Genomic DNA, 26,577 nt, shown 5'->3' with positions numbered 1-26,577 from the left:
CAATGAGTTGTGCAACAGGATATGCTCTCTCCCACGGGAGAGGGACTTTCCCCATTCCCCCACTCCCCCATTCCCCCACTCCCCCACAGACTTCCCATGATCGATGACTTTTCCCCTTTATTTATCTCCATCAAAACGGCAAGTATTGCTACAGTTATTACCTTTTTCCTAGGAATAATAGCCGCTTACTGGATATTCCGCTATCGGGGAAAAGCTAAATCAATATTGGATGGATTTTTTTTATCGCCCTTAGTTTTGCCTCCCACTGTTTTAGGATTTTTTCTATTAACGATATTCGGAAAAAATACCCCCATTGGCTCTTTTTTATCCCAGTTTAATATTCACATTGTCTTTACCTGGTATGCGACCGTCATTACAGCAACGGTGGTGGCGTTTCCCCTGATGTACAAAACAGCCTTAGCTGCTTTTGAACAAATCGATCGCACGATTCCCCAAGCGGCTCAAACCCTGGGGGCAAGCGAAAAAAGTATCTTTTGGCGCATTAGTTTACCTCTGGCGTTTCCGGGTTTGATGGCGGGAGCGACTCTAGCCTTTACCCGTGCCTTGGGGGAATTTGGGGCGACATTAATGTTAGCGGGAAATATTCCCAACCAAACCCAAACGATCCCGATGGCGATTTATTTGGCGGTGGAATCAGGTTCCATGGAAAGGGCTTGGTTTTGGTGCATGGTGATGATGGGGCTGTCTTTGTTGATGGTGACGGGGGTCAATTTAGGGCGCAAATTTAAGGAAAAAAAAGGCAAGATAGTTTCCTCGGTTTCATTACCATCTTGGTCGGTCTATCCTAACATTGCTCTAGACTCTGAACCCTATTTAAGAGTGCAGATTCGCAAAGAACTAGGTGAGTTTGGTTTGGATGTATCGTTTACGAGCGATAAGGGCCAAGTATTAGGAATATTGGGTAGTTCGGGCGCAGGAAAAAGCCTGATTTTACGCTGTATCGCGGGTATCGATACCCCAGATTCTGGTCGCATTGTTCTCAATGGTCGAGTTTTATATGACTCGGAACAGGGGATTAATTTACCGGCTTCGGAGCGTCGCGTGGGGTTTGTTTTCCAAAATTATGCCCTATTTCCCCATCTCACCATTGCCGAAAATATTGCCTTTGGTATTCCTAAGTCGGTTAAACCCACTCTTGCGGATATTGAAGGGCAACTAGCAGCAGTATACTTATCAGGATTCGGCGATCGCTACCCGGAGCAACTCTCTGGAGGACAACAACAACGAGTCGCCTTAGCCAGAGCTTTAGCCAGTCAACCGGATATTTTACTCTTAGATGAACCTTGCTCTGCATTGGATAGCTATCTGCATTTACAGATGGTGAAATTATTGGTCGATCGCCTGGATAGTTATCTGGGAGTGAGCCTTTTTGTCACCCATAATTTAGAAGAAGCCTATCGTATCTGCCAAAATCTGTTGGTTTTAGATCGGGGGGGGGCGATCGCCTTTGGAACCAAAGAAGACATCTTTACCGAACCTCGCTATGAACCCGTCGCTCGGATCACCGCTTGCAAAAACTTCTCCCGCGCGACTCTCACTGAAGAGGGGCAAATTTTAGCCATTGATTGGAATTGTGCCTTAACCCCCCATAAACCCATACCCGATACCCTCACTCAAGTTGCCATCCGAGCGCATCATCTCACCTTTACTCCTCATATCGAGCAAGAAAATACTTTTCCCTGCTGGTTGGCTGATACCAGCGAAAGTCCCCACCGGATGACCTTATATCTCACCTTAAATCGTCCCCCGAATCATCACCGAGACTATCATCTTCAGGCAGAACTGTTTAAGGAGAAATGGGAAAGTCTGCAAGCCAAAAGCTTTCCCTGGTACGTTCGTTTACGACCGGAAAAACTGATATTACTGCAAGAGTTAAGGGTTGGTGAATGGAAGGGGCGATCGCTCAATTCTCCCCCTTCAATTAAAAATTAACCCTCATTGCCCTGGGCGTTGGTCATCGGTCATGGGTAAAATATTGAATAACCCTGAAAATGTAGGCTAGGGAGATGATACAAACCCTAATTATTCCCGAACAGTTACAAGTGACTCCAGAACAGTTTGCCCAACTTGCACAAGCTAACCGCGATCTGCGTCTGGAACAAACCGCTACTGGAGAATTGATTGTTATGCCCCCCACTGGAGGAAATACTGGCAAACGCAATGCCCGATTTACTGCCCGCTTTATCGTCTGGAATGACGAAACTCAACTAGGAGAAGTCTTTGACTCTTCTACTGCCTTTCGTTTACCCAATGGTGCAGCGCGATCGCCTGATGTCTCTTGGGTACAGCGCGAACGATGGCAAGCGCTCACCCCGGAACAACAAGATACTTTTCCTCCCCTCTGTCCCGATTTTGTCTTGGAATTGCGCTCTAAAACCGACTCTCTAAAAGGACTACAAGCCAAAATGCAAGAATATTTAGACAACGGGGCTAGTCTGGGTTGGTTGATCGATATTCAAGGGCAAACGGTGGAAATTTATCGTCCATCTCAGGAGGTAGAAAAGCGCATTAAACCCGATATATTAGACGGTAAAACGGTCTTACCTGGGTTTACTTTATCAGTTTCCAATTTATGGCATAAGTCTGATTAAACGATTATGATTTAAAAATCAACCCACTGAGTCCAAGAACTCCAGAATCCCTTGATCATCAAACTCATTGGCTAAGGCCAGGATACGATCGCAGAATAAGCCATAAATCGGATCTTGCGCTTTTAAGTCTTGAACTCTCTGTTCTATGGCTTCAATATCTCCAATTTTAGTGGCTTGATAGAGTAGATCTAATTCGGATTCAGGGGGAATTTGGAGATCTTGGGCTTCGGTTTCTGATGCAGATTCAGTTTCTTCATAGATCCAACTGAGTTGCAGATGTTTCTGCAAGCGAATCAGTAATTTTTCTAGATCTAACGGTTTTTCCAGAAAATCATTACATCCGGCGGCGATCGCCAAACTTTGATCGGCTAAAGATACACTGGCGCTTGCGGCTAAAATAGGTAACTCTTTTGAGTGATATGCGCGAATATTTCTGGCTAATTCATACCCATCGAGTATGGGCATGACAATATCCGTGATCACTAAATCCGGTTGAAACTCTGGTAACCGCTCTAATCCCTCTTCTCCATTCTCCGCTTCATCAACCAAAAAGCCTAGGGGTTTTAAGACTTCTGCGATTACGGTTCGATTCACGGGGCGATCGTCCACCACCAGAATTTTTTTCTGTTCTCCTAAATAGCCAATAATTTTACCCTGTTCTGAGACTGCGGCACTGCTCACCCATTCTGTAGACAGGGGAAAATCCACATCAAACCAAAACGTCGTCCCAGCACCAAACGTGCTTTTAACTTCAATTTCACCGCCCATCATCGCCACAATTTTACGGCAAATGGTTAAGCCTAACCCCGTACCTTCCGAGCGCCGAGAATTCGATCCCACTTGCTCAAAGGGTTGGAAAATTTTCTCTAACTGTTCAGGAGTCATGCCGATCCCCGTATCCTCGATCGTAAAGCGGAGTTTTACGGTATTGGTTTCGGCATTCGAGGTTAACCTTTGAACTTGGAAAATGACTTGACCTTGATCGGTGAATTTAATTGAGTTTCCCAACAAATTCAGCAGTACCTGACGCAGCCGCTTTTCATCGGTTTTAACACCCGTGGGTAAGGTTTCATCGGCGGCAAAGGTTAGGGTAACTCCCTTATTTTCAGCCCGCACGCGAGCGATTTCCGCTACTCCGACTAAAAAAGAGGGAAAATGTATATCTTTAGGAAAAAGTTCCATTTTCCGCGCTTCAATTTTCGCCAGATCAAGGATATCATTAATCAACGTGAGTAAATGAGACCCAGCTTGTTCAATCACATCTACTCCTTTGCGATGTTGATTTAAGTCATCGGCGCGGTGCATAATTTGGGCATAACCGAGAATTCCATTGAGCGGAGTTCGTAATTCATGGCTCATATTGGCCAAAAAATCGCTTTTCGCTTGGTTAGCAGCATCGGCGACAATTTTGGCTTCTTTAAGTTCAGCCGTTCGCTCTTCAACTCGTTGTTCGAGCCTTTCGTTGCTCTGTTCTAAGGCAGTAAAAGAATCGTGTAATTGTTGGGCCATTTGGTTAAAAGAGTGCCCTAGACTTTGCAACTCTTTAATTCCGGGCAAGGTAAGGGTTTGTTGCAAGTTTCCAGAGGCGATCGCCTGGGATGCCTCGTTCAGGTGTAAAATGGGACGGGCAATCCAGCGAGAAGTGAAAATTCCTAAAATGGTGGCGATCGCCAAAGCGCCCAAACAGAGTAAGATCGTCTGGCGGGTATTGGCATCAATTTGCGCCATAAAATCCGATTCTGGTACTGCCACCACAATTAACCAATCTAAGCCGCGATTATCCCGAATTGGCGTAACTTGCAGCAGTTGGGGACGATCGTCAATCGTAAACTTAAACTGTCTCGTTTCTCTAATCTCCGCTAAACTGCCAAACTCATCTTGCAAAGACGCAGCACTCGCTCGAATTAGCTCATTCTCACTTTCAGAAGCAGGTAACCTTTGGGGTTCTCCCTTTTCATCAACCGGAGGTTCTTCCGGATTTGACGAAGCCACTAAAAACCCATTGCGCTCGATGATAAACGCTTGTCCTGTTTTGCCAATTTTTAACCCTTGTAGAAACGCGCTAATATCCCAAAGACTCAAATCCACAACCAAGACTCCGCGTAGAATCTCTTGGGAATCATAAAACGGCTCCACAGCCGAAAAAACTGGGCGTTTATTAGACGTTAGATAAATCTCTGTCCAAACCGCTTGATTGGCTTCTATTGCGGCTCGATACCAAGGGCGAAGCGTGGGATCGTAATTTGGGTCTTCTTCAAGAATTTTACCCGGTTTTCCTGGAGAATTAGCCTCATAAACCCTGTTAACAAAATTGGTGCTGCCATCTGTTAAATCAGCCACCAAAGAACCATCATCTCCTCGTCCTGCTCCCGCAAATTCCCGTTCCTCTCCCCCAAACGCCACATAACTCAGATTAGGAAATTGAATCAGTTGCTCCGCAAAATAGCCTTGCATGGCACTCATATTGTCTAAATTCCACAAGTTAAAGCGACGAATGGCTTTAGCACTCAGAGCATTCACCAAATGAGGGATTTCTAAATAGGAGTCTAGCCGTTGCTCAATACGACTAGACACTTCGCTCCGGAGTTGCTCCGTTACTTCATTAACTGCTCGTTGTCCGTTGCGAATGGAGAGATAGCCCGTTAATCCCACAGCCGCAAAAATTTGCAGTACAAAGGGTACAATTAAAACCCAACGTAGAGGAATTTGGGAAGAAGCCGGAGAAGTGGGGCGAGGTAGAGTCATGACAAGAACGTTGAGTGAAAATACAAGAACAATTCAACTTACTGAGCGATGGCAGCTAAGAAATTGCTGCATAATGCCTTTCATTCAAGCAACCCAACGTTAAGATGAAGTTAATTCTGAGTTATAATTTTTCCACCTTAAAATGACGTGATTCTTACACTTTGAATCTGAGGAAAAAGATTAATTTTTTTCAGACTTGCGACGATTCAATAATAGGGTAAGGGCAAAACCGGTTAAGCCTCCCACAAGTAACCAGGCACATCCTAAGCCAATTACATCTCCGAGAAATTGACGAAACTGAAGGCGCAGGAGACCTCCGAGGGCCCAACCACAGGCTAAGGCGATCGCCCAATCGAGGACACTGGCAAGAATCCAACGCCAGGCTTGGGGAACCTGATGGGAGAGCAGCACATATTGCCCCACACCCAGAACAAAGCCCACTTTTGCCCCTTCCCAAAAACCATAGAGCAAGCGCACGGAAATATTTAGGGTTCTGGGGGCGATCCAACCTACTGCCCCTAAACCACTCCATCCCATAATTCCCCAACTGATGGCACTGATTGCAATCCACCATCCAGACTGCTTCAGATGGGGGCGTAGCACCATCCATTGCAGGATGCCAATGATTGTGCCTCCAATCAACCCTTCTAGGACTCCTATATCTGGTCGTTCGCCAATTTCAATCAGCAACAGACTCAGGAGAAATCCCATCAAAGTATGGATTGTCCATTGAATGCCAAAACTCGATTCAATCATGTGGGAATTAAACCTTAAAAATTATGACTCATGGGCGATAATCTCCCGCAGTCCTTGACGGCGAATCTGGGGCGCTTCTGGGGCAATATATCCCCATAAACTTTCCCAATAAAAGAATGAAAAGCCATCCAAAGAGCGATCGCGCACCGTTTGCACTTGCTGTTCAATCAAATCTAAGGCGATCGGCGTTTTCAGAGTTCCCGTAGAAATACCGATCGCCACCGGCATCTTCTCCTGTAGCTTTGGAATTACCGGATCGGGCAAATCTCGCAAAAAGGTTTCCATCCCACTCCGATACACTTGAATCACCAACTCATCAATTAAACCCTGTTCAGCCCAAGCAAGCCAATTTTGTAGATAATTGCGATAGGCCAACTCACGGGGATTAGGGGACAAAGAAATAATACAATCCGGTTTAACTTCCTTTACCCGGTCATGAATCCGCTTCATTACTTGAGTCAGTTTAGCAGCCCGCCAGCGCATCCATTCCTCATTTTGATAATTTTCCGGCGGAATCTCCCCATTATGTTCCTGTTGATAAAGCCAGATCGTAAGCGGATCGTATCCTAGCTCCACCGGCAAACTAAAATGGTCATCAAGCTGAATCCCATCCACATCATAACGGGTAACCACTTCCACAATCAGATCGATCAATAACTGCTGCACTTCTGGATGCAGAGGATTTAACCACTCTAAGCCATATTTTCCATGGTACTGTAACGGTTGTCCATCCCGACTTTGGGCCAACCAACTAGGATGACGTTTCGCCAACAACGAATTTTTTGGGGCCATAAACCCATACTCAAACCAGGGAATCACTCGCAGTCCCTGCTGATGGCCCAGAGTAATAATTTCTGCTAGGGTATCCTCCCGAAAACTGAGGGTATCGAGGAATAGATCTTGCTGGCGACCGATCGCCTCTTTCGCTTTATCGCTAGGATAAAACGTTACACCTCGGTTCCAAGCCACTGGATAGAGGGTGTTAAAATTGAGATCCGAGAGTTGGGCGATCGCCCGGTTAATGCCCCAAGGACTATACAAAACTGCACTACTGACATTCGTTAACCAAACTCCCCGAATTTCATCCACTTTCGGAGGTTTAGCCGGTATAGGTTTGACCGCTTGCCACCCCATAATCAAGACCGTGATGATCAGGGCCAAGCTTACCCACTGCCATCGTCTTTGAATCATTCGTCTCATGGTTAGAGTCTGTGCTGCATACCTTGGCTGTACTTTAACTTTCTTTCTACATCCAACTCCTACCGAATCGGGCAAACAGGAATAGTAGCCGGATGGGAATAGATAAGCTTTTATAGTAGTGTACTCCCATTTTTCCCGCGTCAGTCCCGTGAAACTCTACGCCATTTGGAAATTACTCAAAGAAACTTTTGTGCAATGGCAGCAAGACCGGGTTCCTATCCTGGCAGCGGCCCTAGCCTATTATATGGTTTTTTCTTTAGCTCCCATGCTGATTATTGCTGTCGCTGTCGCTAGTTTTGTGATTGGAAAAGAAGCCGCCCAAGAACAACTTGCCATTCAACTGCAACAGTTTATTGGTTCAGAAGCCGCCCAATCGATTCAAACCTTAATTCAGGAACGCTATCAACCCCAATCGGGTCTTATTGCTACTATAGTGGCGATCGCCACTTTATTTTTTGGGGCAACCACTGTTTTTGCCCAACTTAAAGTCGCCCTCAATATCATTTGGGGTGTGACTCCCAAACCCGAACGAGGCTTCTTAAATTTCCTCATGGCTAGGAGTCTATCCGTTTTAATGATCGTTGCGATCGGATTTCTCCTACTCGTCTCCCTCGTCTTTAGCTCGGTTTTAGCTGGCTTAAGTGAATGGCTCGATCAATGGATGGATACCCCTGCTAACATTTGGCGTTGGACTGATCTTTCTGTTTCTTTTATTGTTGTCACTCTCCTATTTAGCGCCATTTATAAAATCTTGCCCGATGCCAAAGTCGCTTGGTCAGATGTTTGGGTTGGCTCCACCCTAACCTCCATCCTCTTCACCCTAGGCAAATGGGGAATTAGCTTATATTTGGGACATAGTAGTGTCAAATCTTTCTATGGAGCGGCTGGGTCGTTTGTTATTTTACTATTATGGATCTTTTTCACTGCCCAAATCTTACTCATTGGCGCAGAGTTTACCCAAGTTTGGGCTAATCGATATGGCGAAACCATTCGCCCTCGCCGTTATGCCATTCATACCGGTGAAAGTTCCTGGAGTTCTCCCCAGACTTCAGGATTAACAGCTTATCCCTCACAGCATAGGCACAAAAAACGCAAGAGAATCGTCAAACTCAAACGGTTTATACATCGAGTAAAAACTAATCTCGATCGTCAAGATTATCACCCCTAGTTTTACCTCTTATTCCAGGTTTGCATCTATGAATATTGTCACCCATTACCTAGAATATAACCGCCTACAAATGCTATCTTTCGTTGAGCATCTCGAAACCCAAATGCCCCAGGCTTCTCCCTATGAGATTGCCAATGAGCTACGCCGCTATACCCGTAAATCTTATACCAGTTCCTTATTCCGTTGGTCTACATTATCGGATGTAGAATATATCGATAATCGTTTAGATATGCATGGGGTTTTATGTGGTAAAGATGTAGATTTTGCCCATTTTATTGCTTCCTTATCGGATCAAATACAACTGCCAGGTTGGAGCAGTTGGTTTAATTTTACCACATCTTGGACGAGCAAACATAGCTCTTGGAGTGGAGATTTAGCCCAAGCTGTTCTCGATTTTCGTTCCCAAAAATTCTCCACCATTGGTAAAGCATTAGAAGCGGATGCTTCCGATGCAGATTTAGCCTCTAATATAGCTGCTTTTCGAGTTGGCTACATGGTGAATAAACAGACGGAGGTAGGAATTCCTGGATTCCGAAAACCCCACTATGGACTGAAAATTTCAGAGGCTATTTTAGCTTACGATCGCGGATTTTATACCGGTCAAGTGCGAGAATTTATCATTGAAGCGCTCAACGGTAAAATTGAGAAGGATAAGATTATCAACCCAGGGGAAGTAGAAGCTAAGATTCGTAAGTCTGTGGTGGAGTTTTTGGTTTTTATGGAGTTATATGAATTGGGAGTGAAAATCAAAAGTATGGCTAAAGTTCAGGAAAATTACCGCACGCTCTCTAAGATGACTCACCATGAGATCACCCCAGAGGAAGAAGCGAGTGAAGATGATGTGCGTATGGCAACTCTTTATTTCTTCAATTATTTAGTTCAGGAAGGAAAGCTCGATCCGGTGCAGATGTATTTTATGCACGATCTTTGGAAGATTTAACTCTAGAAAGTAGAGTGAAATCTTCCTACCCTGCACCTATAGGTTTTGTTTGACTTGTTTATAACGCTGCTTAAATTCCCGTTGTTGTTGATTATGATCGACAATGGGTAAAGGATAATGACAAGCTTGACAGACTAAGGGTGGAATATTTCCTGTGAGTAAATCTTGGGTTGGTACTGACTTTAATTCCGGTAGCCATTGGCGAATATATTCGGCTTTGGGATCGAATTTTTGCCCTTGACTGGCAGGATTAAAAATTCGCAAGGGTTTGGCATCCATGCCACTGGATGCGCTCCATTGCCATCCTCCATTATTGGCGGCTAAATCTCCGTCAATGAGATGCTGCATAAAGTAGCGTTCTCCCCATTGCCAATTAATGATTAAATCCTTGGTTAAAAAGCTGGCAACAATCATCCGACAACGGTTATGCATCCATCCAGTTGTGTTCAGTTGGCGCATGGCTGCATCGACAATAGGATAACCGGTTTTTCCTTCACACCAGGCTTGGAAGTGTTGGGGATTATTATCCCAAGGAAAGTGTTTAAAGGGCTGTCGATAGGGGCCATCAGCAAGTTCTGGAAAATGGTATAATACATGCTGGTAAAATTCTCGCCAGGCGAGTTCTTGTTGCCAAGTCAGGATATTTTGGCGGCTTTTATCGCTGGCAGATTTGCTGATAGCTTGCTGTGTGGTTTGCCAAACTTTACGAATGCCGATCGCCCCCAATTTTAGGGCAGCACTGAGCTTAGATGTGCCTTCTATACTGGGAGTGTTACGTTGTTCTTCATAGGTTTCTAAGCCGCGATCGCCAAATTTTTGCAGTTGTTCCTGAGCTGCTCGTTCTCCCGGTATAATCAGTAGTCTCTCTATTTCCGTATATCCCCAAGCTTTTAAACTCGGAAAAGGAATAACCTCTACCCGATCTAACGCTTTTTCCTGTGCTTGGGTTAACGCTGCTCCTGGTTCTAAATCTGCCACCGGATCGAGCTTCTTTTGTCCTTGCCAATTCTTCCAAAATGGAGTATAAACCGTATAAGGATTTCCCGATTGCGTCTGAATTTCTTCGGGAGCGACTAAAAGTTGATCCCAAAAAGTTTTTACTTCAATCCCTTTCTCTTTTAAACCCTCACTTACTCGCCGATCTCGCAACCGACTATAGGGTTCCACATCCCGATTCCAAACCACCGATATTACGCCTAAATCGCTGGCTACATCAGGAATCACTTGCTCCGGTTCACCTTGCAGGAACAGAAACGGATGCTTAAGTTTTTGATAATTATGTTGTAACTCTTGCAAGCAACCTAAAAGGTATTGCAGCCGAATAGGAGCAATATCATCCCTATGCAAAATTTGCGGATCGAAGCAGAAACAACCCACGATTTTGTTGGCAGTAGATTGGGCATAGCTTAACCCTAAATTATCCGTAACTCTTAAATCTCGGCGATGCCAAAATAGAATCAGATTCGACATAAAAACTTTAATGTTCTTGGGTTAGTATACCATAGTTTGAACGCTTTCTTGTTGGCATAAGCTCTGAAGTTTGCGCTACTGTAGAAGCGATCGCCAAAACTCCACCTCTAAGCTATGACTTCTATAGAACGCTTTATCCCCTTACCCGATCGCACTCAACTTTCTGGTGAGGATAACTCGATTTCGCAAGAATACTTCGATCTCCTCCCGGATCATACTCAACTTCCCTGTGAGGATGGCTCCTTTGTGAAAAATTTTCAAGAACACCCCCAAAGCATCTTACTGACTGAATCCATTCGTCCGATCCTTGACCAACTTCACCCAGAAGGTAATTATTGCATTGGTCAAGATAGTGGAATTTACTGGCAAATAACCCATCCTCCCGAAAGAGGAGCAGAATCTCCCGATTGGTTTTATGTGCCTAATGTACCAGCTACCCTAGATGGACAAATGCGCCGCTCTTATGTTCTGTGGAAAGAATTAACTCCCCCTCAAATTGCCCTAGAGTTCGTTTCTGGAAATGGTTCAGAAGAAAGGGATAATACGCCTCTTTTCGGTAAATTTTGGGTGTATGAACAAGTGATTCGGCCGGCCTATTATGGGATTTACGAAGTCAAAAAGTCCAGCATCGAAGTGTATCATTTAGTCAATAATAATTATCAGTTACTCTCAGCCAACTCCCGCGGCCATTTTGAAATTCCGGAAATGGGCGTAGAATTAGGAATTTGGCAAGGACGGTATCAAAATGTCGAGCTACCCTGGTTACGCTGGTGGGATAGAGCGGGAAATTTATTACCGACTGGAGAAGAGCGAGCCGAACAGGAGCGAGAGCGAGCCGAGGAAGCCGAGCGTCGAGCAGCCCTTCTAGCGGCTAAACTCCAAGAATTAGGCATCGATCCGAATGAAATCCAATAGTTGTTGCTGCTCTTAGGGCAGTGGGTCAATCGGATCGAGGGTTGGTATGATTCCCCTAATTCCCAGTCCTGTGCTATCTATCCGTAATGTTAACCCCTATACATGAGGTCTTTAGTGTGAGGAGTGTCTTATTGATTTCCAGTCTATCAGTGAGTACCTTAGCATCCTTGATTGCTCCAAGTTGGGCGAGTGCGCCAATTACTCCTGAAACCATGGAAATAATACCACCAGAAAGTATACCGAGTCTGTTGAGTCTTGGGGCGATCGCCCCCCCGGAATCTTCTTTTACCCCCTGTTTTTCTATTGCTCCCCCGGAAGGGATCGAGAATGCTCTCCAATGTTCTCCCCTCTCCCAAAATCCGGAGAATTCAGAATCGACACAACTGATTGAAGTGCGGGAAATTCGAGTCACGGGAAGCACCCTTTTTAGCCCCGAAAAACTAAAAGAAATTGTCGCTAATTATGAGGGTAAATCCCAAACCCTAGAGCAACTCCGAGAGGCGGCTGATAAAATTACTGAACTGTATTTGAATGAGGGTTATATTAATAGTCGCGCCATTTTAGGCGATCAAGTGGTGGACAATGGCATTGTAGAAATTCAAGTCATTGAAGGCCGTTTAGAAGAAATTGTTGTTGAAGGAGCGGGGCGTTTAAATCCCAATTATATTACCAGTCGCGTTCGCCGAGGGGCAGGGGTTCCCTTAAATAGTGCATCCTTAGAAAATGAATTAAGACTACTGAAAACCGATCCTCTCTTTGAGAGTGTAGAAGCAAGTTTGCAACCGGGATCGGATATTGGACAAAGCAAACTGACGGTGCGGGTGAGCTTAAAAAAGCCCTTAAGTGTAAATTTATTTGTTGATAACTATTCTCCGGCCAGTGTGGGATCGGAGCGTCTGGGAGTCCGCATCGGCTATCAAAATTTGACGGGTTTAGGCGATCGCGCCATCATCGGTTATAACCGTACCACAACTGGCGGAGATACCAATCGCTATGAGTTTATCTACCGCATTCCCTTAAATGGGATGGATGGCTCTTTTACGATGCAATTTCTACCGGATAATAATGAAATTAGTAATATTGAACTGCAAGATTTAGGGATTCGTGGCGAAACTAAACGCTATGAATTTGACTATCGTCAACCCCTTTTTCGCTCTCCCCGTCAAGAGTTTGCCCTATCCCTAGGATTTTCCCACCATCGCGGTCAAACCTTTTTAGGCGATGTTCCCTTTGGCTTTGGAGCGGGGCCGGATGACGAGGGAAGAACCCGCAGTAGCGCCATTCGGTTTGGTCAAGAATACTTGCGTCGGGATGGGAGCGGAATTTGGGGAGTGCGATCGCAATTTTACCTGGGAATCGATGCCTTTGGCGCAACCCTCAATCCCGGATCGACCCCCGATAGCCGTTTTTTCAGTTGGCTTCTGAGTCTACAGCGCCTGCAACGGTTAGGCGATCATCATTTACTCACCGTTCGAGGAGACCTACAACTAGCCACCACTAGCCTACTTCCCTCACGACAATATGTCATTGGTGGCGGTCAATCTGTTCGAGGTTATCGACAAAATGCCCGGTCTGGGGATAATGGCTTTTTCATCTCCATTGAAGACCGGATTACCATCCAAAAAGATAGCAAAGGCCAACCTACTCTCATGGTTGCTCCTTTTCTCGACTTGGGTCAAGTTTGGAATAGCGGCAATAATCCCAATATTTTAGCCTCTGAGAACTTTTTAATGGGAGTGGGTCTGGGATTACTCTGGGAAGTCGCCCCTGGATGGAATATTCGCTTAGATTATGGCTATCCCATTATCGATCTCCCTGACCGAGGAAATAATGCCCAGGATGACGGATTTTATTTTAGTGTCAATGTGGAACTTTAAATTAGAGACCTTTTAGCCAGGTGGCTAAATCTTCAAGACTGTTGAAGTCGAAAATCTCTTCTCCGAGACTTTCTAAATCTTCAAGGGATAAGCTTTCAATTCGATCGCTTATTTCCTCTGAGATTTCTCCAAAACGTTTTTTGATTTGACGCATAATTAAGGCGATCGCTTGCTCTATTTTTCCTTCTGTTCTTCCTTCTGTTCTCCCTTTCTCTTCGGCATAAGTTATTCTGCCTCTTTCGTCTTGCAGCATCATCCCTCGCTGATCAACTATTTCAAATTCTTCGGGGGTCATGTTGGCTTGACTGGCTAAATTTAACGCCAATTCTATCTCCGATACTTCCCCCAAATTCTCTGGGACTTCCTCTAAAGTTGCCGCTTCTTTGAGGAAATAAATCCATTTATCTGTTAAAGTTTGTAACTCCGATAAACTTTTCTTGAATTTGGGGATCTCTACAAAAATCAATCGCAATTCTTTCTCTAAAATTTTCAGATCCTCTGCCTCTTCTTCCTGAAACACAAATTTATTGATGATTTTTGAACTGTCTTTCAGTAAGATAAAATCGGTGATAGTTACTGCTATGGCTGGATTTAATCGGGGGTAGTATTCTCCTTTGATTAACTGATTAGCATAAGCTTTGGTTAAGTTGTAGGCGACTCGTTTTTCAAATGCTGCCATGGGTGCGACTTGCATTTCTATGACTACGATTGAACCGTCATTTAGAACTGCTTTTACATCTAAATAGGTGTCTTTTAAGCTGAGGACTTGGCCGGGATTATAGGGATTTTTGATGGTTAAGGATTGTATAATTTTTTCTCCATCATAAACGATGGCATTTAGAAAACTGATCAATATTTGTTGGCTTTGTTCTGAACCAAATATTTTTTTGAACGCATAATCTATCTTTGGGTTGATAAATCTCATCTTTTGTTCCTGTTAAGCTTGAAGGGATAGTTTTAGTTTACCACAGTTGTGATTAATATGGCATTCAACCAGCGCCAATGTTAAGTATAAATATTTGTACTATTGTCCAAGTTGGCGATCGCGATCGCCCCTTGTCCTAATGCCAATCCTCCATCATTCGATGGAATTTCTGCATGGCATAAGCACTGATAGCCTCTCGCTTCCAGGTTTTTGGTGAGTTCTTCGAGCAAAATTCGGTTTTGAAAACATCCCCCAGAGAGGGCAATTTTTTCAATGGAAAGTCCATCCAATTCACAGTTCTGGGCTAATTTTTCCACTAGAGCGATTATCCCTTGGATTAAACCTTGATGAAAGCGGGTGGAAATCTGGGAAGTAGTTGCTCCTTGACTCAAGTCTTCTAATAGAGAATACCACAGGGGACGAGGATCGAGATAGGGGAGTTTATGGCTGCAATTAATCTCAAAGGAATAGGCAAAATCAACATTGTATTCTGAGAGTAAATGGCGATCGACTGCCATTTCTAATTCGATCGCCCCTTGCCCTTCAAATAGGGCGCGATCTCGACATAAGCCGATCGCCGCCGATACCGCATCAAATAACCGCCCTGCCGAACTTGCCAGAGGTGTATTGATCCGTTTTTGCAGCATTTGCTCCAAGAGGGCGATCGGTTTGTTTTGCCAATAAGCAAATAATTCCAGATGACCGAATTTTTCAACCACCATTTGCCAATCAAAAGCCGCTTTTAAGTGGGCATAGGTATTGCGCCAGGGTTCGAGAATCGCCTGGTTTCCGCCAATCATAGCCACCGGTTTTAAGCTTGCTAACCGTTGATAGCCTCGATAATCTGCCAGAAGGAACTCGCCGCCCCAAATCGTGCCATCTGAACCCAATCCCAAGCCATCTAGGGCAATTCCTAACACGGGAGAAGTATCTAAAGGAATGCCATTTTCGACTAAGCAACTGGCGATATGAGCATGGTGATGTTGCACTTGGATGAGGGGTAAATTCTGGCTCTGGGCGTGGTATTGGGCGAGTTTAGTGGAGAGATATTCAGGATGGAGATCTGCTCCTAAAAATTGGGGTTGATGATCGTAAAGTTGGCGAAAAAGTTGCAGATTTTTCTGATAATCTGCGTAGGTAATCGGGTTTTCTAAATCCCCTTGATGTTGGGATAAAATGGCTTGATTATTTTGGATCAGGCAAAAGGTAGATTTGAGTTCTCCACCATAAGCTAAGATGCTTGCGCTCCGCTCAAATCCTGGCGGAAGGGCGATCGCCCCCGGCACATAACCGCGACTGCGACGCAATAATCGGGGTTTTCCTGCCATGACTCGCACCACGGAATCATCCATACGGTTGGCGATTTCTCTGTTATGAAATAATACGGTATCCGCTAGTCCGATCAGTTTTTCTCTGGCTTCTGCGTTACCGATTAATTGCGGTTCATGGGATAAATTAGCGCTAGTCATAACTAAGGGATAATCCAGGTTTTCAAGTAGCAGAAGATGCAGAGGAGTATAGGGAAGCATAAAACCCAGCGTCTTCACTCCAGGGGCGATCGCCTCCGGTAACCTCTCCCCACCCTCAGCATTCAACAGCACAATGGGAGCCGCAGCACTCCTGAGCGTCTCTTCTTCAGCTACACTCACCTGACAATAGCGACGAATAACGGCAATATCCCGCGCCATCAATGCAAAAGGTTTGCCATATCTGCGTTTGCGTTGACGTAAGCGGTTGACAGCTTCTGGGTTAGTGGCATCGCAGGCTAAATGGAAGCCACCTAAGCCGCGAATGGCGAGAATTTCCCCTTCTTCGATCCGAGAAATTACTGTTTCTATCTCTTTTCCCGGTTCCCCAAGAGCGTCTTTCTCAGTCAGGGACTCTAGCCAAATTTTCGGCCCGCAAACCGGACAAGCAATGGGTTGTGCATGGAAACGGCGATCGCCCGGATTGTCGTATTCTCGCTGACAGTCTGGACACAGAGGGAAATTCGCCATCGTCGTTGAGGGGCGATCGTAGGGAACAGAGCGAATAATCGAAAGCCTTGGCCCGCAATGGGTACAGTTCGTAAATGGATAGCGATAGCGTCGCTCTGAAGGGGTATAAATTTCTGCCACACAAGCCCCACAAGTCGCCGTATCCGGGGCAATTTGCGTCTGAGTTTTGCCCCCCACACTCTCCACAATAGCAAACCCCTCAAATCCCAGATTCTCCTCTAGCTCTTGAATTTCAATCCTTTCTATCTGCGATAGAGGGGGCGCTTCAGACTCCAAGCGTTGCCGAAATACGGATAAAGCATCCGGTTCTCCAGCCACCTGAATGCGTACCCCCTCCCCATCATTGCCCACTTCACCCCCTAGCCCCAGCTCATAGGCTAAACGCCAAACATGGGGGCGAAATCCTACCCCCTGAACCCGTCCTCGGACGCGAATTTCTAGGGTTTTTACCTTCTCTAGTTTCATGGGTTGGCATCCCTCAAAATTTCCTCCAAAGTTAACTTAAATAGAGGAAAATCTGTTTGAATCGTTTCCCAGATAATTTCTAAGTCCAACTGGAAATATTCATGAATTACCACATTTCTCATACCTCGAATATCAACCCAAGGTATTTGTGGATAGGTATTCTGCACTTGCGGTAAAATATTAGCTGTTGCCTCACCAATAACCGCCAATCCATACAAAACAGCTTTTAAAGTACGCCGATCTTCACAAAATTGAGTAAATGTCATACCCTCGACAAATTGCTCAATCTCCATCACTTCCATCAGAATATCCTGCACTCTGTCAGCAAACTCTCTAGAAGGCACGTATTGCCTCCTTCAAAACCTTTTCCTTGAAAGCGGGTTTGAGGGAATTCGGCGTGCCCAAATCTACCGAGCAGCCTAAGATCTCTTCCAAATAATGCTTGAGACCCAGAAATGTAAACAACCCAACCGGGCGCTCAAATTCTACCAGTAAATCTACATCGCTGTCTGAATGTGCCATATCTCTGGCGACTGACCCAAATAAGAACAACATTTTCACACTAAATTGCGCCAATTGTTCGCGATGTTCTGATAAATTTTCTAGAACGGCTTCCTTGCTTAACATTTTTTCCCTCTACAAATTCTAACCCTTGATTCAAGGATAAACTTGACCCGCTTACCTCCCTAGGGTTGAGATTGATACCCATAGAAATCAATCCGATAATCAGTAATTTTAACCCCGGTTTGGGCTTCAATTTTCTCGATCAATTCTGGGGGCAGCTCCACGTGAATGTCAAGAATCTTGCCATTATCTAAGCAATTAATATGAGAGTGAGAGTCACTAATATGACCATAGAGCCGTCCATCGGCGCGATCGACACATTCAATGATGCCTTGGGAAGAAAGGGCTTCGAGATTCTGATAAACTGAGGTATGACCGATCGCCCTTCCCTGTTGATTGAGCAGGTCATAAATGTCCCTTGCTGACAGATGCTCCTGTTCTTGCCACAGTAATTCTAGGATAAACCGCCGTTGACGACTCAGGCGCATTCCTAAATGTTGACATCGATTAATGGCATCCTCTAGGGATCTAATAGGTGGTAGCATGACAGGTTCGTTGCTCATTGTTAATGATATGGATTCTCCTATTTGAGGTACACAACAACAGGATCGGCTCGTCAGGGTAAAGCGCCATCGCTTTAGGGTTATGCTGGTGTTATCCTTCAAAGTAAACTCATTACCACTTTAACTCAGAATTTCTAAGCCTGGGTTTGAGTGGGAAAGTCGATCTAGGTCGATGGCAGTTGAGTAACAGGATAGTTGAAGATCTTCAAGCCGGGTGTGGTTGAGTAGGATTTCTGAAGACGATCGCCGCGATCGAGGTATATTGCCCTACTCATTCAGGATCAAACCAGCAATCCGATAGAATAGATCCATGAAAATCAGGAATAGATCAAGTGACCCTTAGTAACTCCAAAGAAATCCTCAAAAATACTCAATTAATTCTCAACAAAGGTCGCACCACTCTGGAAACCGCCCTAGAATTATTTGATGCCCTAGAACCCGTAAATCTAGAGTTTATGTTCGGTCGGTGGAAAGGTTCTGGATTACAGACCAATCATCCCATGGATGGTTTATTAGAAGCCTCAAATTGGTATGGCAAAGAATTTATTAATGCTGAGACCGTGCATCCTTTACTGTTTCTAGATGCTCAGGGTAAAATCATTAAAGTAGCGCCTAATGCTAGGGCAATGGAATGGGTGACCAAAATTCCCAAGATCAATCTAGAGATAGTAAAGCCTGTATTTAATTTAACAAAATTTTTGCTCAAAACTGAAAAAAGTCAAGCGCGATTACGGATGATGGAATACCGGAATCAAGTCAGCGCCACCATGATCTATGATTATTTACCCATTAATGATTCTTTTAGAAAAATTGACGATCGGACTGTATTAGGAGTGATGGATTTTAAGAATTTACCCCAACCCTTCTTTTTTATTCTCAAGCGATCTTTGCAGAAATAAATTGTATAAGTCTTTTTAGAATCATTTAACCCTTGACATGATTGAAGTACAAAAAAACTATCAAGAAATTGGTTTTCGAGTATCTGGCGATTTACTCCTTCAGATCTATGAATGGGAGCGATCGCTCGATGAGATGGTATTTAAGGAGCAGCTAGAAACCGGTTCCTTTCGAGGGGTATTAACCATTGATGGAGGAATCCGCAAAATCATGGAAAAAGCCCAGCAAGAAGGTAAAATTCTCCCCTACTATGGCGCAGGAGGGAGCAGTGGAGCCTGTATCTATAAATTTCAGATGGATGGCTCACAGTGCCACCTACAGGTAAAACATACCGTCACCCAAGAAACCTTAGATTTAGTGCAAACGATTGAATCTATCCACACTCGGCACAATCTCGAAAGAAAACCGGAAATTCAGTTTTCTATTTTACCCTATGTCACAGATGAAGAACTCTCACCCCCTTGGACAGGAGAACGACATCAGGAGTTAGTCTGTAAAATTGCTCAACAAGAGTATCAAAATCTGATTAACTGGTCTAACTGGAATGAAGATTTAGCCCTAACCCCTCGGTATTGTTATCACTTTGGTCAAGTCAGTTTGGGAGCCACAGGATTTGCGGTTAAAGTCTTTGATACCGGAACCCATCATTTGATTGATGTGACTGACTATGATAGTTGGTAGGGAATAGGTTGGAAGGGTTTTCTCGTTTTGAGATCCTTACTCATCTAAGCTGTTCAGATCATGGGAAATCAATAAACAATGACGATAGAAATTCAATTAGATGCTAAAGCCATTCAAGGGTTAGATCTTTCACTCGCTCAGGAGAAGATCGCCCCCCTATTGGCTCAAGATCAGTTATCCGCATACGAGCAACAACTCAAATTTAACATTGACTATCCCCGCGAAGACACCGATCCCAGGGAACTTTCAGAAATTCCCGAAATTCGCCTATGGTTTATCCGTTTAGATACGGTATATCCTTGGCTACCCTTCCTATTGGACTGGAAAGCGGGAGAACTTGCCCGTTATACCGCCATGCTCATTCCCCATCAATTCCATCGCACTGATGGCATTCAATTTAATCCCGAAGCCCTAGAAATTTGGGTCATGGCTAAAACGTTTATCTTAATGGATTGGCTGCAACAGCAGGGAATCGAGCCGCGATCGCGCCTCAAAGCCATGACCCAGATGTTAGGCTATGAATTAGACGACGGTTTTTTTGATCTGATTATGAAGGATCGGGGAGTTTAAATTAATTCCCCATCGCTCAACTCTCAGAATTCACCCTAGTGGAGGAAGTCAAGGTATCAATTCATCCTTAATGTAAAAAGGAAAGCAACCCATACCCGATCACCCATGGATAGCAAATCTCTGATTCAGGGATACCCAATCAGCCGATACACGGGGTTAACTGGAGCGATCGCCCTAGCGTACTTTACAGTAGCCTATATCACGACAAACACCCTCGGCTTAAGCGCAATTCCCCCCATTTGCCCAGCCGCAGGCATAGCCCTAGGACTATTAGCCGTTTATGGCATCGAGTTTTGGCCAGGAGTAGCCCTAGGCAGTTGGGCTTATGCCCTCATCATCGGCACTTCCCCCATCGGAGCCATCGCTACAGCCCTAAGTGATACCCTAGGCCCCACCCTCGGCGTTTATCTATTGGGATTATGTCGATGGCAAGCCAACCCACCCCAGTTAAAAGCCATCTTTCAGTTGATTCTCTGCGGTGCAATCTTCAGTACAGGGATGACAGCTCTCCTAGACACAGTTTTAGGTCTATTTTTGCATAACCTCACTCACCCAGAAGCTTTCGAGCATTGGTGGAGAATAGGATTGGGCCAAAGTATGGGAGTTTTAGTCGTAACTCCAATACTGGTGTATGGGATCGCCCCTTCCTCTGGGGGAAATCTGCCCCTAGAGGTTAAAGGTTCTGCCTCTTGGATGGAAACCGCGATCGCCATCCTACTTGGGTTAGTCCTCAGTAGCTTGGTTTTTGGCGTACCCCATGGAGGATGGATCGCTCATGGATGGATGCAGCAAATGGCCAACGCCCCTTTAGAATATCTCTGTTTTCCCTTTATTGTTTGGGCCGCTTTTCGCTATGGGGCGATCGGAGTTTTTGCCACCAGTCTCTTGCTCACTGTTTTAGCTTTAATGGGTTGGAGTCAGGATCGGGGTTTATTAATGGTGAGGGCAGATACTCCAGAAGAAGCCCTCTTCGGGTTTCAGATTCTGATCGCCTCCATTGAGATCGCAGCTTGGATCTTAGTCGCTAGTTTAACTGAGTTGAAACTGAATACTCAGGTACTGCGCCACAATCAAGATCGCTTATCCGAAGATATTATCCGTAGAGAGGCTTGGATTTTAGAATTAGAAGCCACCTTGCGGCAACAGAGACAAAAATTACAGGAAAATCAAGAAGCCCTAAACCGCTCCAATCAACTGAAAAACTGTTTTTTTCAAGCCATTGCCCATGATTTACGCACTACCCTCATGGGGATACTGATGCTCAATCAAAATCTACTCAAAAAACCTGGAGAAACTCTATCGGTGAGTCGATCTTTACTGCAACGGCTGACTGAAGGCGGCGATCGCCAATTGAGCAAACTCAATACCCTACTCGAAGTCGCCACCCTTGATACCGACTTGAGAGCGAGGCAGCTCATACCCCTTAATCTTGCCTTCGTGTTAGACAAGGTGCTAGAGGATATGCAATCGAATTTTCAAGCCAATCAAGTTCACCTCATCTATTATCGGCCAGAGCAACTCCCCCTAGTCAATGCCGATCCTCAATACCTCCGGCGCGTCTTTGAGCATCTGCTCTCCAATGCCATCAAGCATAATCCCCCTGGAGTCGAGATCCAGATTCAGTTACAAGCCAACTCTAACTGTGGCGTTTGTTGTTCCGTTACCGATAATGGAGTCGGCATTGCTCCAGAAAAGCTCCCCTATTTATTTTCCTTAGATCCCCAAGCCTCCGAGAGTCATAGAGCCACTCCCTTAACGGGTATTGCCCTGGGGTTGTATCAATGCGATCGGATTTTAGCCGCCCATGGTAGTCAGTTGGGCGTAGAGAGCCATCCCAGCCAGGGGTCTCGGTTTTGGTTTTGTCTTCCTGAGTATCGATCTATTTCTGTAAATTTAAGCTAATTTTAAACCCAACTTTAGCCGAATCAGATTAGCATTGAAATGGGGATAAAACAGATAGCATTTTTGCTCAACTGGGTTTAACTGTTTTTTTAGCTTGTTAGATAAAAAGACTGATTTATACTATCTTAGCAAGCAATTCCCCATTGATCCCTCCCTAAAAAACCTCGTCTCTGATACCGTTTTAAGACAATGCAGCATTTAGTCGCTTCAGGACAACTTGATTCTTTATCGGCGATCGCACAGTATATTGTAGCTGTAGCTCAGGAGGCGGGTTTAGATCGTAAATCCTCTTATAAATTAAGATTAGCGGTTGATGAAATTGCCACTAATATTATTATTCACGGCTATGCCGAAGCCGGAATTTACGGAGATCTAGATATCCGGGCAGATATAACCGAGCAAGAGCTGATGGTCTCGATGGAAGATACCGGAGCAGTTTACGACCCCACAGAAGAAGAAGAACCACCCCATTTATGTTCACCGCTTGAACAACGGCCCTGTGGTGGATTAGGGGTTTACTTAGCGCTCCAAAGTGTGGATCGGTTCATCCATGAGCGCATCGGCTCGATTAATCGTAATGTGTTTATTGTCAAACGGCAAGAAAATTTTCTAGATCCACTTTAGAGAAGGGGCGAAAAATTTTTCGCCCCTTCTGTCTACAGGGAGGGTATATTATTTTCCCTTTTCAGTAGCACTTGGGCAATAACGATACCTATAATCGCTAAAAACGCCATCAAGTAAAACACATAATTATATGTGCCAAATAAATCTCGAATACGTCCAGTGACCAATGTACCAATCAAAGCCCCAACCCCATAGGCAGTGAACACAATGCCATAGTTTTGTGCATACTGGTCGGGATTAAAAAAGCGCAATGTAAGGGTTGGAGCCATAGCCAGCCACCCGCCAAGACAGAACCAAAACAGGCAGAAGGCAATTAGATAGGTAGTCACTTGCCCAGTTTGAGCATTTACCATTAATACACAGCCGATTAAGATCAGCACATAGGACAAAATGGCAATGTAGTGAGGTTTAAAGCGATCGCTTAACCAACCAAACAAGGGACGACTGACCCCATTAAATAGAGCAAATAATGCTACACTCCTAGCCGCTACGGTGGGATTAATCTCAATGATTTCCTGTCCCACTGGACTAGAAATGCCGATCGCACTCAAACCGACTACGGTTCCAATGGCATAGCAAATCCAGAGACCATAAAATGAGCGACTCTTAAACAAGTTGCCAGAATAGTTTGACACTGAGCTTGATGAGGAAATTACAGTATTCTGGTGAGGATGCCAGTCTCTAGGGGGCAACTTCAACGTCAGGGCAATGGTTAGAATAATCGCTATAAAGGCAATACCAAGAAGGAGTAACGTTGTCCGAACCGTATAGGCCGCAATTAATTGGTTAGCCAAGGGAGCGGTGATCAGGGGAGAGAGTCCAAATCCGATGATGGTTAACCCCAAAGCTAATCCTTTCTGATCCGGAAACCAACGAGAGACGACTACCATCGGCACACCATAGACAATACCCACCCCGATTCCAGCAATGACTCCATAGGTAAAGACAAGCATTCCAATATGGGTGGCAAAGCTAGAAAGAATATAGCCTAAGCCGACGACGATCCCCCCGATCGCCGTTGTCACACGCACACCCATACGAGTAATATAGAAACCGGCGATCGGCATAGATACAGCATAGGAAACCAAAGCAAAGGTGTAGGGTAATAGGCTTTGAGTGGCACTAATTCCCAACTCATTTTCTAAAGGCGTTCTAAAAATACTCCAGGAATACACACTGCCCAAGCAGAGTAAGATCGTCATCCCCAAAGGAATGAAAAGCCATCTGCCTCGATTGGCAGGCATTCCCAGGATCTCTAGGTTAGGCTCATAATCAGTGGTTAGACTCATAAGCGTTGACTTCTTTAAGGATTAAGACATTCAGTCAGAAAGGTTAAATAACAAAGCCGTTGAATTCGGTGTCTATCTCGATACAATTCTCTGATGACAACCTGGTTAAAACAAGCGATCGCCATGCCAGCCAGGGTCAAACCGGTTTTTAGCCTTCATTTTCAGTTAAAATAAAACTTTAATCTAGCCCACCTCAAGGGTAGGGGATGGCTGAGATAGTCTTGTTGCTCTCCTCCACACTATTCTGAATGATGACCCAAAAATGGGATCTCAGGAACTAGGGCCCCAAGCCATTCACTGCTTAAGGTGAGGATATTCAAGGCATCCTATGAAATCTTTTTCTAGCCATAGTTTACGCTTTCAGCTTACAGTCTTGGTTTTATTAGCAGTGATTCCCGGTTTATTAGCCATATCCTGGTTAACCAGTTCGATGGCCACCGCATGGATGCGTCAGAGTGCCAGACAAAATAAACTCCTTCGCGCCCAGGAACTCGCCCAGCAACTGGCCAGCTATGGTAGTCAAACGGGGGATATACTCAGTAATATTGCCCAAGTTCCGGATATGGTGAGCATGAATCGAGAACGTCAGGAACCGATGTTAAAGTTTTTGGTGTCCACTTATGGATTAACTTGGGCCCAAACCTTCGATCGCCAGGGAAAAGAAGTTAGCAGTAGTGGGGATAGGACTGGGGAAGAAGTCGATCAGAGGGGTTGGTTTCAACAGGCGATCGCCGGATCGACCGCCATGGAAGCCTCTATTTCCCAGACCTATCAGCAACCCGTCTTATGTTCAGCCGTCCCCATCTGGAGTCAAACCGAAGCGAGTCCGGCGCAAAGCTACCCTAACGGAGTGCTGCGAAGCTGTATTAATTTAGTCACTCTGAGTAGTCAACTGCGATCGCTTCGATGGGGAAAAACCGGCTATGCCATGATCTTAGATACTCAGGGTTATATTCTCATCCATCCCGATGTTGCCCTCCTCTCCCAACCTCAATTTATCTCCTGGGCTAATCATCCCGAAATTCAACCCGCCCTCACCTCCCCTGGACACCATTTTGAACGACAAGATCGAGAAGGAAAAGATTGGCTCGGCTACTCTCTACCCTTGAGCAATGGACTGATTCTCCTCTTGCAAGAACAAGCCAGCGAACTGCGCCAACCTGAACAACAATTTTGGCAAACTTCTATCTATTTAACCCTAGGAACTGGAGTTGCGATCGGTACAGCCGTGTGGTTGATTGCCACCAGTTTTACTCGCCCCATTACCGATTTAATTGTCGTTGCTACCACCCTTTGTACCGGAGAACTCAAACCAAGAATTCAAGTTAATCGAGAAGACGAAATCGGCATTTTAGTCGATAGCTTTAATCGCATGGCCGATCAGCTGCAAAAAAGTTTTAGTCAACTCGCCCAAGCCAACCAAACCCTCGAAGATAAAGTAGCCCAAAGAACTAGAGAACTAGAAGCCGCCAATAAAGCCCTCTATGCAGCCAATAGTGCTTTAACCTTTGAACTAGAAAAAGGTCGGCAAATTCAACGCAATTTTTTACCCAAAAGAGACGAAGCCAAACCCCTTGTCATTCTTAATTCTCCCAACTGGGAAGTTTTAGCCTGGTTTAAACCCGCTCGTCAAGTAGCAGGGGATTTTTATGATGCCTTTGAATTGGGTGAAGGCTACATCGGCTTAGTGATTGCTGATATTTGTGATAAAGGAGTTGGGGCAGCCCTATTTATGCCCTTAATTCAAAGTTTAATGAGGATTTTTTCTGGCCAAACCACCTTAGATGGCTTAGTATTAACCGGAAAATTTAGTGTGGCAGATGCCATCCATTCAACCTCCCATCGCCATCCCTACGCCGCCGAAAAAGTCAATGCCCTCAAAGCCGTGGAACTAACCAATTACTATTTAGCCAAAAATCATGGCAACCTGGGAATGTTTGCCACCTTGTTTTTTGGCATCTTAGATCGGGAAAGCGGTAATTTAGTTTATATTAATGCCGGCCACTTACCCCTATTTATTCTTCGCTCTAGAGGAGGGGTGAAAGACTCATTACCCCCCACCGGCCCGGCCGTTGGCATTAATGTACAAGCTGAGTACAAAACGGGGCAGATGACATTAGATCCAGGAGATCTCCTCTTGGGATATACTGACGGCATCACCGATGCGCGATCGCCTCAAGGTGAGTCCTTTTCCTTAGAAAACTTACTCTCGATATTGGAACAACCCGCAACATCTGCTACTGTCTTGCTAGAACGGATTACCAATCGGATCAACGCCCATCGGGGTCAAGGGGATCAATTTGACGATATGACCCTACTGGTGGTAAGGCGATCCTTTCTATCTGCCCCCTCGGAAAATTAGGACAACTCAGTTGCTTCTGTTTCTTCCTCTTAATCCTTAAAACTGCCCCAAAACC

At 45.0% G+C, this 26,577-nt stretch carries 22 protein-coding genes; 12 read left to right on the top strand and 10 right to left on the bottom strand.

All coding sequences use genetic code 11. The annotated features are described in order from the left end of the window. Positions 1 to 96: 96 nt before the first annotated feature. A complete protein-coding gene (gene modB, locus AC3FZD_RS10850; RefSeq protein ID WP_488740142.1) occupies positions 97 to 1,953 on the top strand; it encodes a molybdate ABC transporter permease subunit in 1,857 nt (618 codons plus the stop codon). A 74-nt stretch (positions 1,954 to 2,027) separates the two neighbouring features. After that, positions 2,028 to 2,612 carry a Uma2 family endonuclease gene (locus tag AC3FZD_RS10845; RefSeq protein WP_488740141.1) on the top strand — a complete coding sequence of 195 codons (585 nt, stop codon included), beginning with the start codon at positions 2,028 to 2,030 and terminating at the stop codon, positions 2,610 to 2,612. An 18-nt stretch (positions 2,613 to 2,630) separates the two neighbouring features. On the opposite strand, the gene AC3FZD_RS10840 is transcribed toward AC3FZD_RS10845, so the two are convergent. The 3 genes from AC3FZD_RS10840 to AC3FZD_RS10830 form a co-directional block, all read right to left on the bottom strand. Further along, positions 2,631 to 5,357 carry a hybrid sensor histidine kinase/response regulator gene (locus AC3FZD_RS10840; RefSeq protein ID WP_488740140.1) on the bottom strand — a complete coding sequence of 909 codons (2,727 nt, stop codon included), beginning with the start codon at positions 5,355 to 5,357 and terminating at the stop codon, positions 2,631 to 2,633. A gap of 180 nt (positions 5,358 to 5,537) precedes the next feature. After that, positions 5,538 to 6,113, bottom strand: a complete 576-nt coding sequence (locus AC3FZD_RS10835; RefSeq protein ID WP_488740139.1) for a hypothetical protein — start codon at positions 6,111 to 6,113, stop codon at positions 5,538 to 5,540. Between the two features lie 21 nt (positions 6,114 to 6,134). After that, positions 6,135 to 7,313 carry a glycoside hydrolase family 10-like protein gene (locus tag AC3FZD_RS10830; RefSeq protein WP_488740138.1) on the bottom strand — a complete coding sequence of 393 codons (1,179 nt, stop codon included), beginning with the start codon at positions 7,311 to 7,313 and terminating at the stop codon, positions 6,135 to 6,137. A 118-nt stretch (positions 7,314 to 7,431) separates the two neighbouring features. On the opposite strand from AC3FZD_RS10830, the gene AC3FZD_RS10825 reads away from it, so the two are divergent. Beyond that, positions 7,432 to 8,481 carry a YihY/virulence factor BrkB family protein gene (locus AC3FZD_RS10825; RefSeq protein WP_488740137.1) on the top strand — a complete coding sequence of 350 codons (1,050 nt, stop codon included), beginning with the start codon at positions 7,432 to 7,434 and terminating at the stop codon, positions 8,479 to 8,481. A 28-nt stretch (positions 8,482 to 8,509) separates the two neighbouring features. Continuing rightward, positions 8,510 to 9,421 carry a hypothetical protein gene (locus tag AC3FZD_RS10820; RefSeq protein ID WP_488740136.1) on the top strand — a complete coding sequence of 304 codons (912 nt, stop codon included), beginning with the start codon at positions 8,510 to 8,512 and terminating at the stop codon, positions 9,419 to 9,421. A gap of 36 nt (positions 9,422 to 9,457) precedes the next feature. Here AC3FZD_RS10820 and AC3FZD_RS10815 read toward each other — a convergent pair whose 3' ends face one another. Further along, positions 9,458 to 10,891, bottom strand: a complete 1,434-nt coding sequence (locus tag AC3FZD_RS10815; RefSeq protein WP_488740135.1) for an FAD-binding domain-containing protein — start codon at positions 10,889 to 10,891, stop codon at positions 9,458 to 9,460. A gap of 114 nt (positions 10,892 to 11,005) precedes the next feature. On the opposite strand from AC3FZD_RS10815, the gene AC3FZD_RS10810 reads away from it, so the two are divergent. Together AC3FZD_RS10810 and AC3FZD_RS10805 are read left to right on the top strand one after the other, a co-directional pair. Further along, on the top strand, positions 11,006 to 11,806 hold the full coding sequence (locus AC3FZD_RS10810; RefSeq protein WP_488740134.1) for a Uma2 family endonuclease: 801 nt from the start codon (positions 11,006 to 11,008) through the stop codon (positions 11,804 to 11,806). Between the two features lie 86 nt (positions 11,807 to 11,892). Beyond that, a complete protein-coding gene (locus AC3FZD_RS10805; protein WP_488740133.1) occupies positions 11,893 to 13,683 on the top strand; it encodes a ShlB/FhaC/HecB family hemolysin secretion/activation protein in 1,791 nt (596 codons plus the stop codon). A 1-nt stretch (position 13,684) separates the two neighbouring features. Here AC3FZD_RS10805 and AC3FZD_RS10800 read toward each other — a convergent pair whose 3' ends face one another. The 5 genes from AC3FZD_RS10800 to AC3FZD_RS10780 form a co-directional block, all read right to left on the bottom strand. Beyond that, on the bottom strand, positions 13,685 to 14,608 hold the full coding sequence (locus AC3FZD_RS10800; protein WP_488740132.1) for an Rpn family recombination-promoting nuclease/putative transposase: 924 nt from the start codon (positions 14,606 to 14,608) through the stop codon (positions 13,685 to 13,687). Between the two features lie 80 nt (positions 14,609 to 14,688). Then, positions 14,689 to 17,070 carry a carbamoyltransferase HypF gene (gene hypF, locus AC3FZD_RS10795; RefSeq protein ID WP_488740131.1) on the bottom strand — a complete coding sequence of 794 codons (2,382 nt, stop codon included), beginning with the start codon at positions 17,068 to 17,070 and terminating at the stop codon, positions 14,689 to 14,691. Next, positions 17,067 to 17,414: a HepT-like ribonuclease domain-containing protein gene (locus tag AC3FZD_RS10790; RefSeq protein WP_488740130.1), complete on the bottom strand. Its 348-nt coding sequence runs from the start codon at positions 17,412 to 17,414 to the stop codon at positions 17,067 to 17,069. Before AC3FZD_RS10790 ends, hypF begins: the two co-directional genes overlap by 4 nt. Beyond that, positions 17,404 to 17,697 carry a nucleotidyltransferase family protein gene (locus tag AC3FZD_RS10785; RefSeq protein WP_488740129.1) on the bottom strand — a complete coding sequence of 98 codons (294 nt, stop codon included), beginning with the start codon at positions 17,695 to 17,697 and terminating at the stop codon, positions 17,404 to 17,406. The genes AC3FZD_RS10790 and AC3FZD_RS10785 overlap by 11 nt, the downstream gene beginning before the upstream one ends. Positions 17,698 to 17,756: 59 nt before the next feature. Continuing rightward, entirely contained in the window at positions 17,757 to 18,197 is a 441-nt protein-coding gene (locus tag AC3FZD_RS10780; protein ID WP_488740128.1) for a Fur family transcriptional regulator, read from the bottom strand. Positions 18,198 to 18,529: 332 nt separating this feature from the next. Between AC3FZD_RS10780 and AC3FZD_RS10775 the strand changes: the two genes are divergently transcribed. From AC3FZD_RS10775 to AC3FZD_RS10755, 5 genes are all read left to right on the top strand, one after another. Then, positions 18,530 to 19,096: a DUF4334 domain-containing protein gene (locus tag AC3FZD_RS10775; protein WP_488740127.1), complete on the top strand. Its 567-nt coding sequence runs from the start codon at positions 18,530 to 18,532 to the stop codon at positions 19,094 to 19,096. Positions 19,097 to 19,133: 37 nt separating this feature from the next. Then, entirely contained in the window at positions 19,134 to 19,775 is a 642-nt protein-coding gene (locus tag AC3FZD_RS10770; protein WP_488740126.1) for a hypothetical protein, read from the top strand. Positions 19,776 to 19,853: 78 nt separating this feature from the next. Next, positions 19,854 to 20,345 carry a CRR6 family NdhI maturation factor gene (locus AC3FZD_RS10765; RefSeq protein ID WP_488740125.1) on the top strand — a complete coding sequence of 164 codons (492 nt, stop codon included), beginning with the start codon at positions 19,854 to 19,856 and terminating at the stop codon, positions 20,343 to 20,345. Between the two features lie 105 nt (positions 20,346 to 20,450). Beyond that, positions 20,451 to 22,247 carry a sensor histidine kinase gene (locus tag AC3FZD_RS10760; protein ID WP_488740124.1) on the top strand — a complete coding sequence of 599 codons (1,797 nt, stop codon included), beginning with the start codon at positions 20,451 to 20,453 and terminating at the stop codon, positions 22,245 to 22,247. Positions 22,248 to 22,436: 189 nt separating this feature from the next. Then, positions 22,437 to 22,871, top strand: coding sequence for an ATP-binding protein (locus tag AC3FZD_RS10755; protein WP_488740123.1), 435 nt, complete (start codon positions 22,437 to 22,439; stop codon positions 22,869 to 22,871). Between the two features lie 32 nt (positions 22,872 to 22,903). Here AC3FZD_RS10755 and AC3FZD_RS10750 read toward each other — a convergent pair whose 3' ends face one another. Further along, positions 22,904 to 24,160 (bottom strand): L-lactate MFS transporter, encoded by a 1,257-nt coding sequence (locus AC3FZD_RS10750; RefSeq protein ID WP_488740122.1) that lies wholly within the window; start codon positions 24,158 to 24,160, stop codon positions 22,904 to 22,906. A gap of 328 nt (positions 24,161 to 24,488) precedes the next feature. Between AC3FZD_RS10750 and AC3FZD_RS10745 the strand changes: the two genes are divergently transcribed. Continuing rightward, on the top strand, positions 24,489 to 26,522 hold the full coding sequence (locus AC3FZD_RS10745) for a SpoIIE family protein phosphatase (RefSeq protein WP_488740121.1): 2,034 nt from the start codon (positions 24,489 to 24,491) through the stop codon (positions 26,520 to 26,522). The last annotated feature ends 55 nt before the right edge of the window (positions 26,523 to 26,577 follow it).

It is taken from the genome of Roseofilum sp. KMC-1 (genome assembly GCF_057802075.1).
Note: the sequence above shows the minus strand (reverse complement) of the source record. Positions and strands in the feature narration are given on the sequence as shown.

Bases quoted from the DNA above. Each gene is read 5' to 3' on its own strand.
- AC3FZD_RS10745 (WP_488740121.1), top strand. From the start codon at position 24,489: ATGAAATCTTTTTCTAGCCATAGTTTACGCTTTCAGCTTACAGTCTTG.
- AC3FZD_RS10785 (WP_488740129.1), bottom strand. From the start codon at position 17,697: ATGTTAAGCAAGGAAGCCGTTCTAGAAAATTTATCAGAACATCGCGAA.
- AC3FZD_RS10765 (WP_488740125.1), top strand. From the start codon at position 19,854: ATGACGATAGAAATTCAATTAGATGCTAAAGCCATTCAAGGGTTAGAT.
- AC3FZD_RS10805 (WP_488740133.1), top strand. From the start codon at position 11,893: ATGTTAACCCCTATACATGAGGTCTTTAGTGTGAGGAGTGTCTTATTG.
- AC3FZD_RS10780 (WP_488740128.1), bottom strand. From the start codon at position 18,197: ATGAGCAACGAACCTGTCATGCTACCACCTATTAGATCCCTAGAGGAT.
- AC3FZD_RS10800 (WP_488740132.1), bottom strand. From the start codon at position 14,608: ATGAGATTTATCAACCCAAAGATAGATTATGCGTTCAAAAAAATATTT.
- AC3FZD_RS10840 (WP_488740140.1), bottom strand. From the start codon at position 5,357: ATGACTCTACCTCGCCCCACTTCTCCGGCTTCTTCCCAAATTCCTCTA.
- AC3FZD_RS10770 (WP_488740126.1), top strand. From the start codon at position 19,134: ATGATTGAAGTACAAAAAAACTATCAAGAAATTGGTTTTCGAGTATCT.
- AC3FZD_RS10845 (WP_488740141.1), top strand. From the start codon at position 2,028: ATGATACAAACCCTAATTATTCCCGAACAGTTACAAGTGACTCCAGAA.
- AC3FZD_RS10810 (WP_488740134.1), top strand. From the start codon at position 11,006: ATGACTTCTATAGAACGCTTTATCCCCTTACCCGATCGCACTCAACTT.
- AC3FZD_RS10820 (WP_488740136.1), top strand. From the start codon at position 8,510: ATGAATATTGTCACCCATTACCTAGAATATAACCGCCTACAAATGCTA.
- modB (WP_488740142.1), top strand. From the start codon at position 97: ATGATCGATGACTTTTCCCCTTTATTTATCTCCATCAAAACGGCAAGT.
- hypF (WP_488740131.1), bottom strand. From the start codon at position 17,070: ATGAAACTAGAGAAGGTAAAAACCCTAGAAATTCGCGTCCGAGGACGG.
- AC3FZD_RS10760 (WP_488740124.1), top strand. From the start codon at position 20,451: ATGGATAGCAAATCTCTGATTCAGGGATACCCAATCAGCCGATACACG.
- AC3FZD_RS10750 (WP_488740122.1), bottom strand. From the start codon at position 24,160: ATGAGTCTAACCACTGATTATGAGCCTAACCTAGAGATCCTGGGAATG.
- AC3FZD_RS10815 (WP_488740135.1), bottom strand. From the start codon at position 10,891: ATGTCGAATCTGATTCTATTTTGGCATCGCCGAGATTTAAGAGTTACG.
- AC3FZD_RS10755 (WP_488740123.1), top strand. From the start codon at position 22,437: ATGCAGCATTTAGTCGCTTCAGGACAACTTGATTCTTTATCGGCGATC.
- AC3FZD_RS10830 (WP_488740138.1), bottom strand. From the start codon at position 7,313: ATGAGACGAATGATTCAAAGACGATGGCAGTGGGTAAGCTTGGCCCTG.
- AC3FZD_RS10835 (WP_488740139.1), bottom strand. From the start codon at position 6,113: ATGATTGAATCGAGTTTTGGCATTCAATGGACAATCCATACTTTGATG.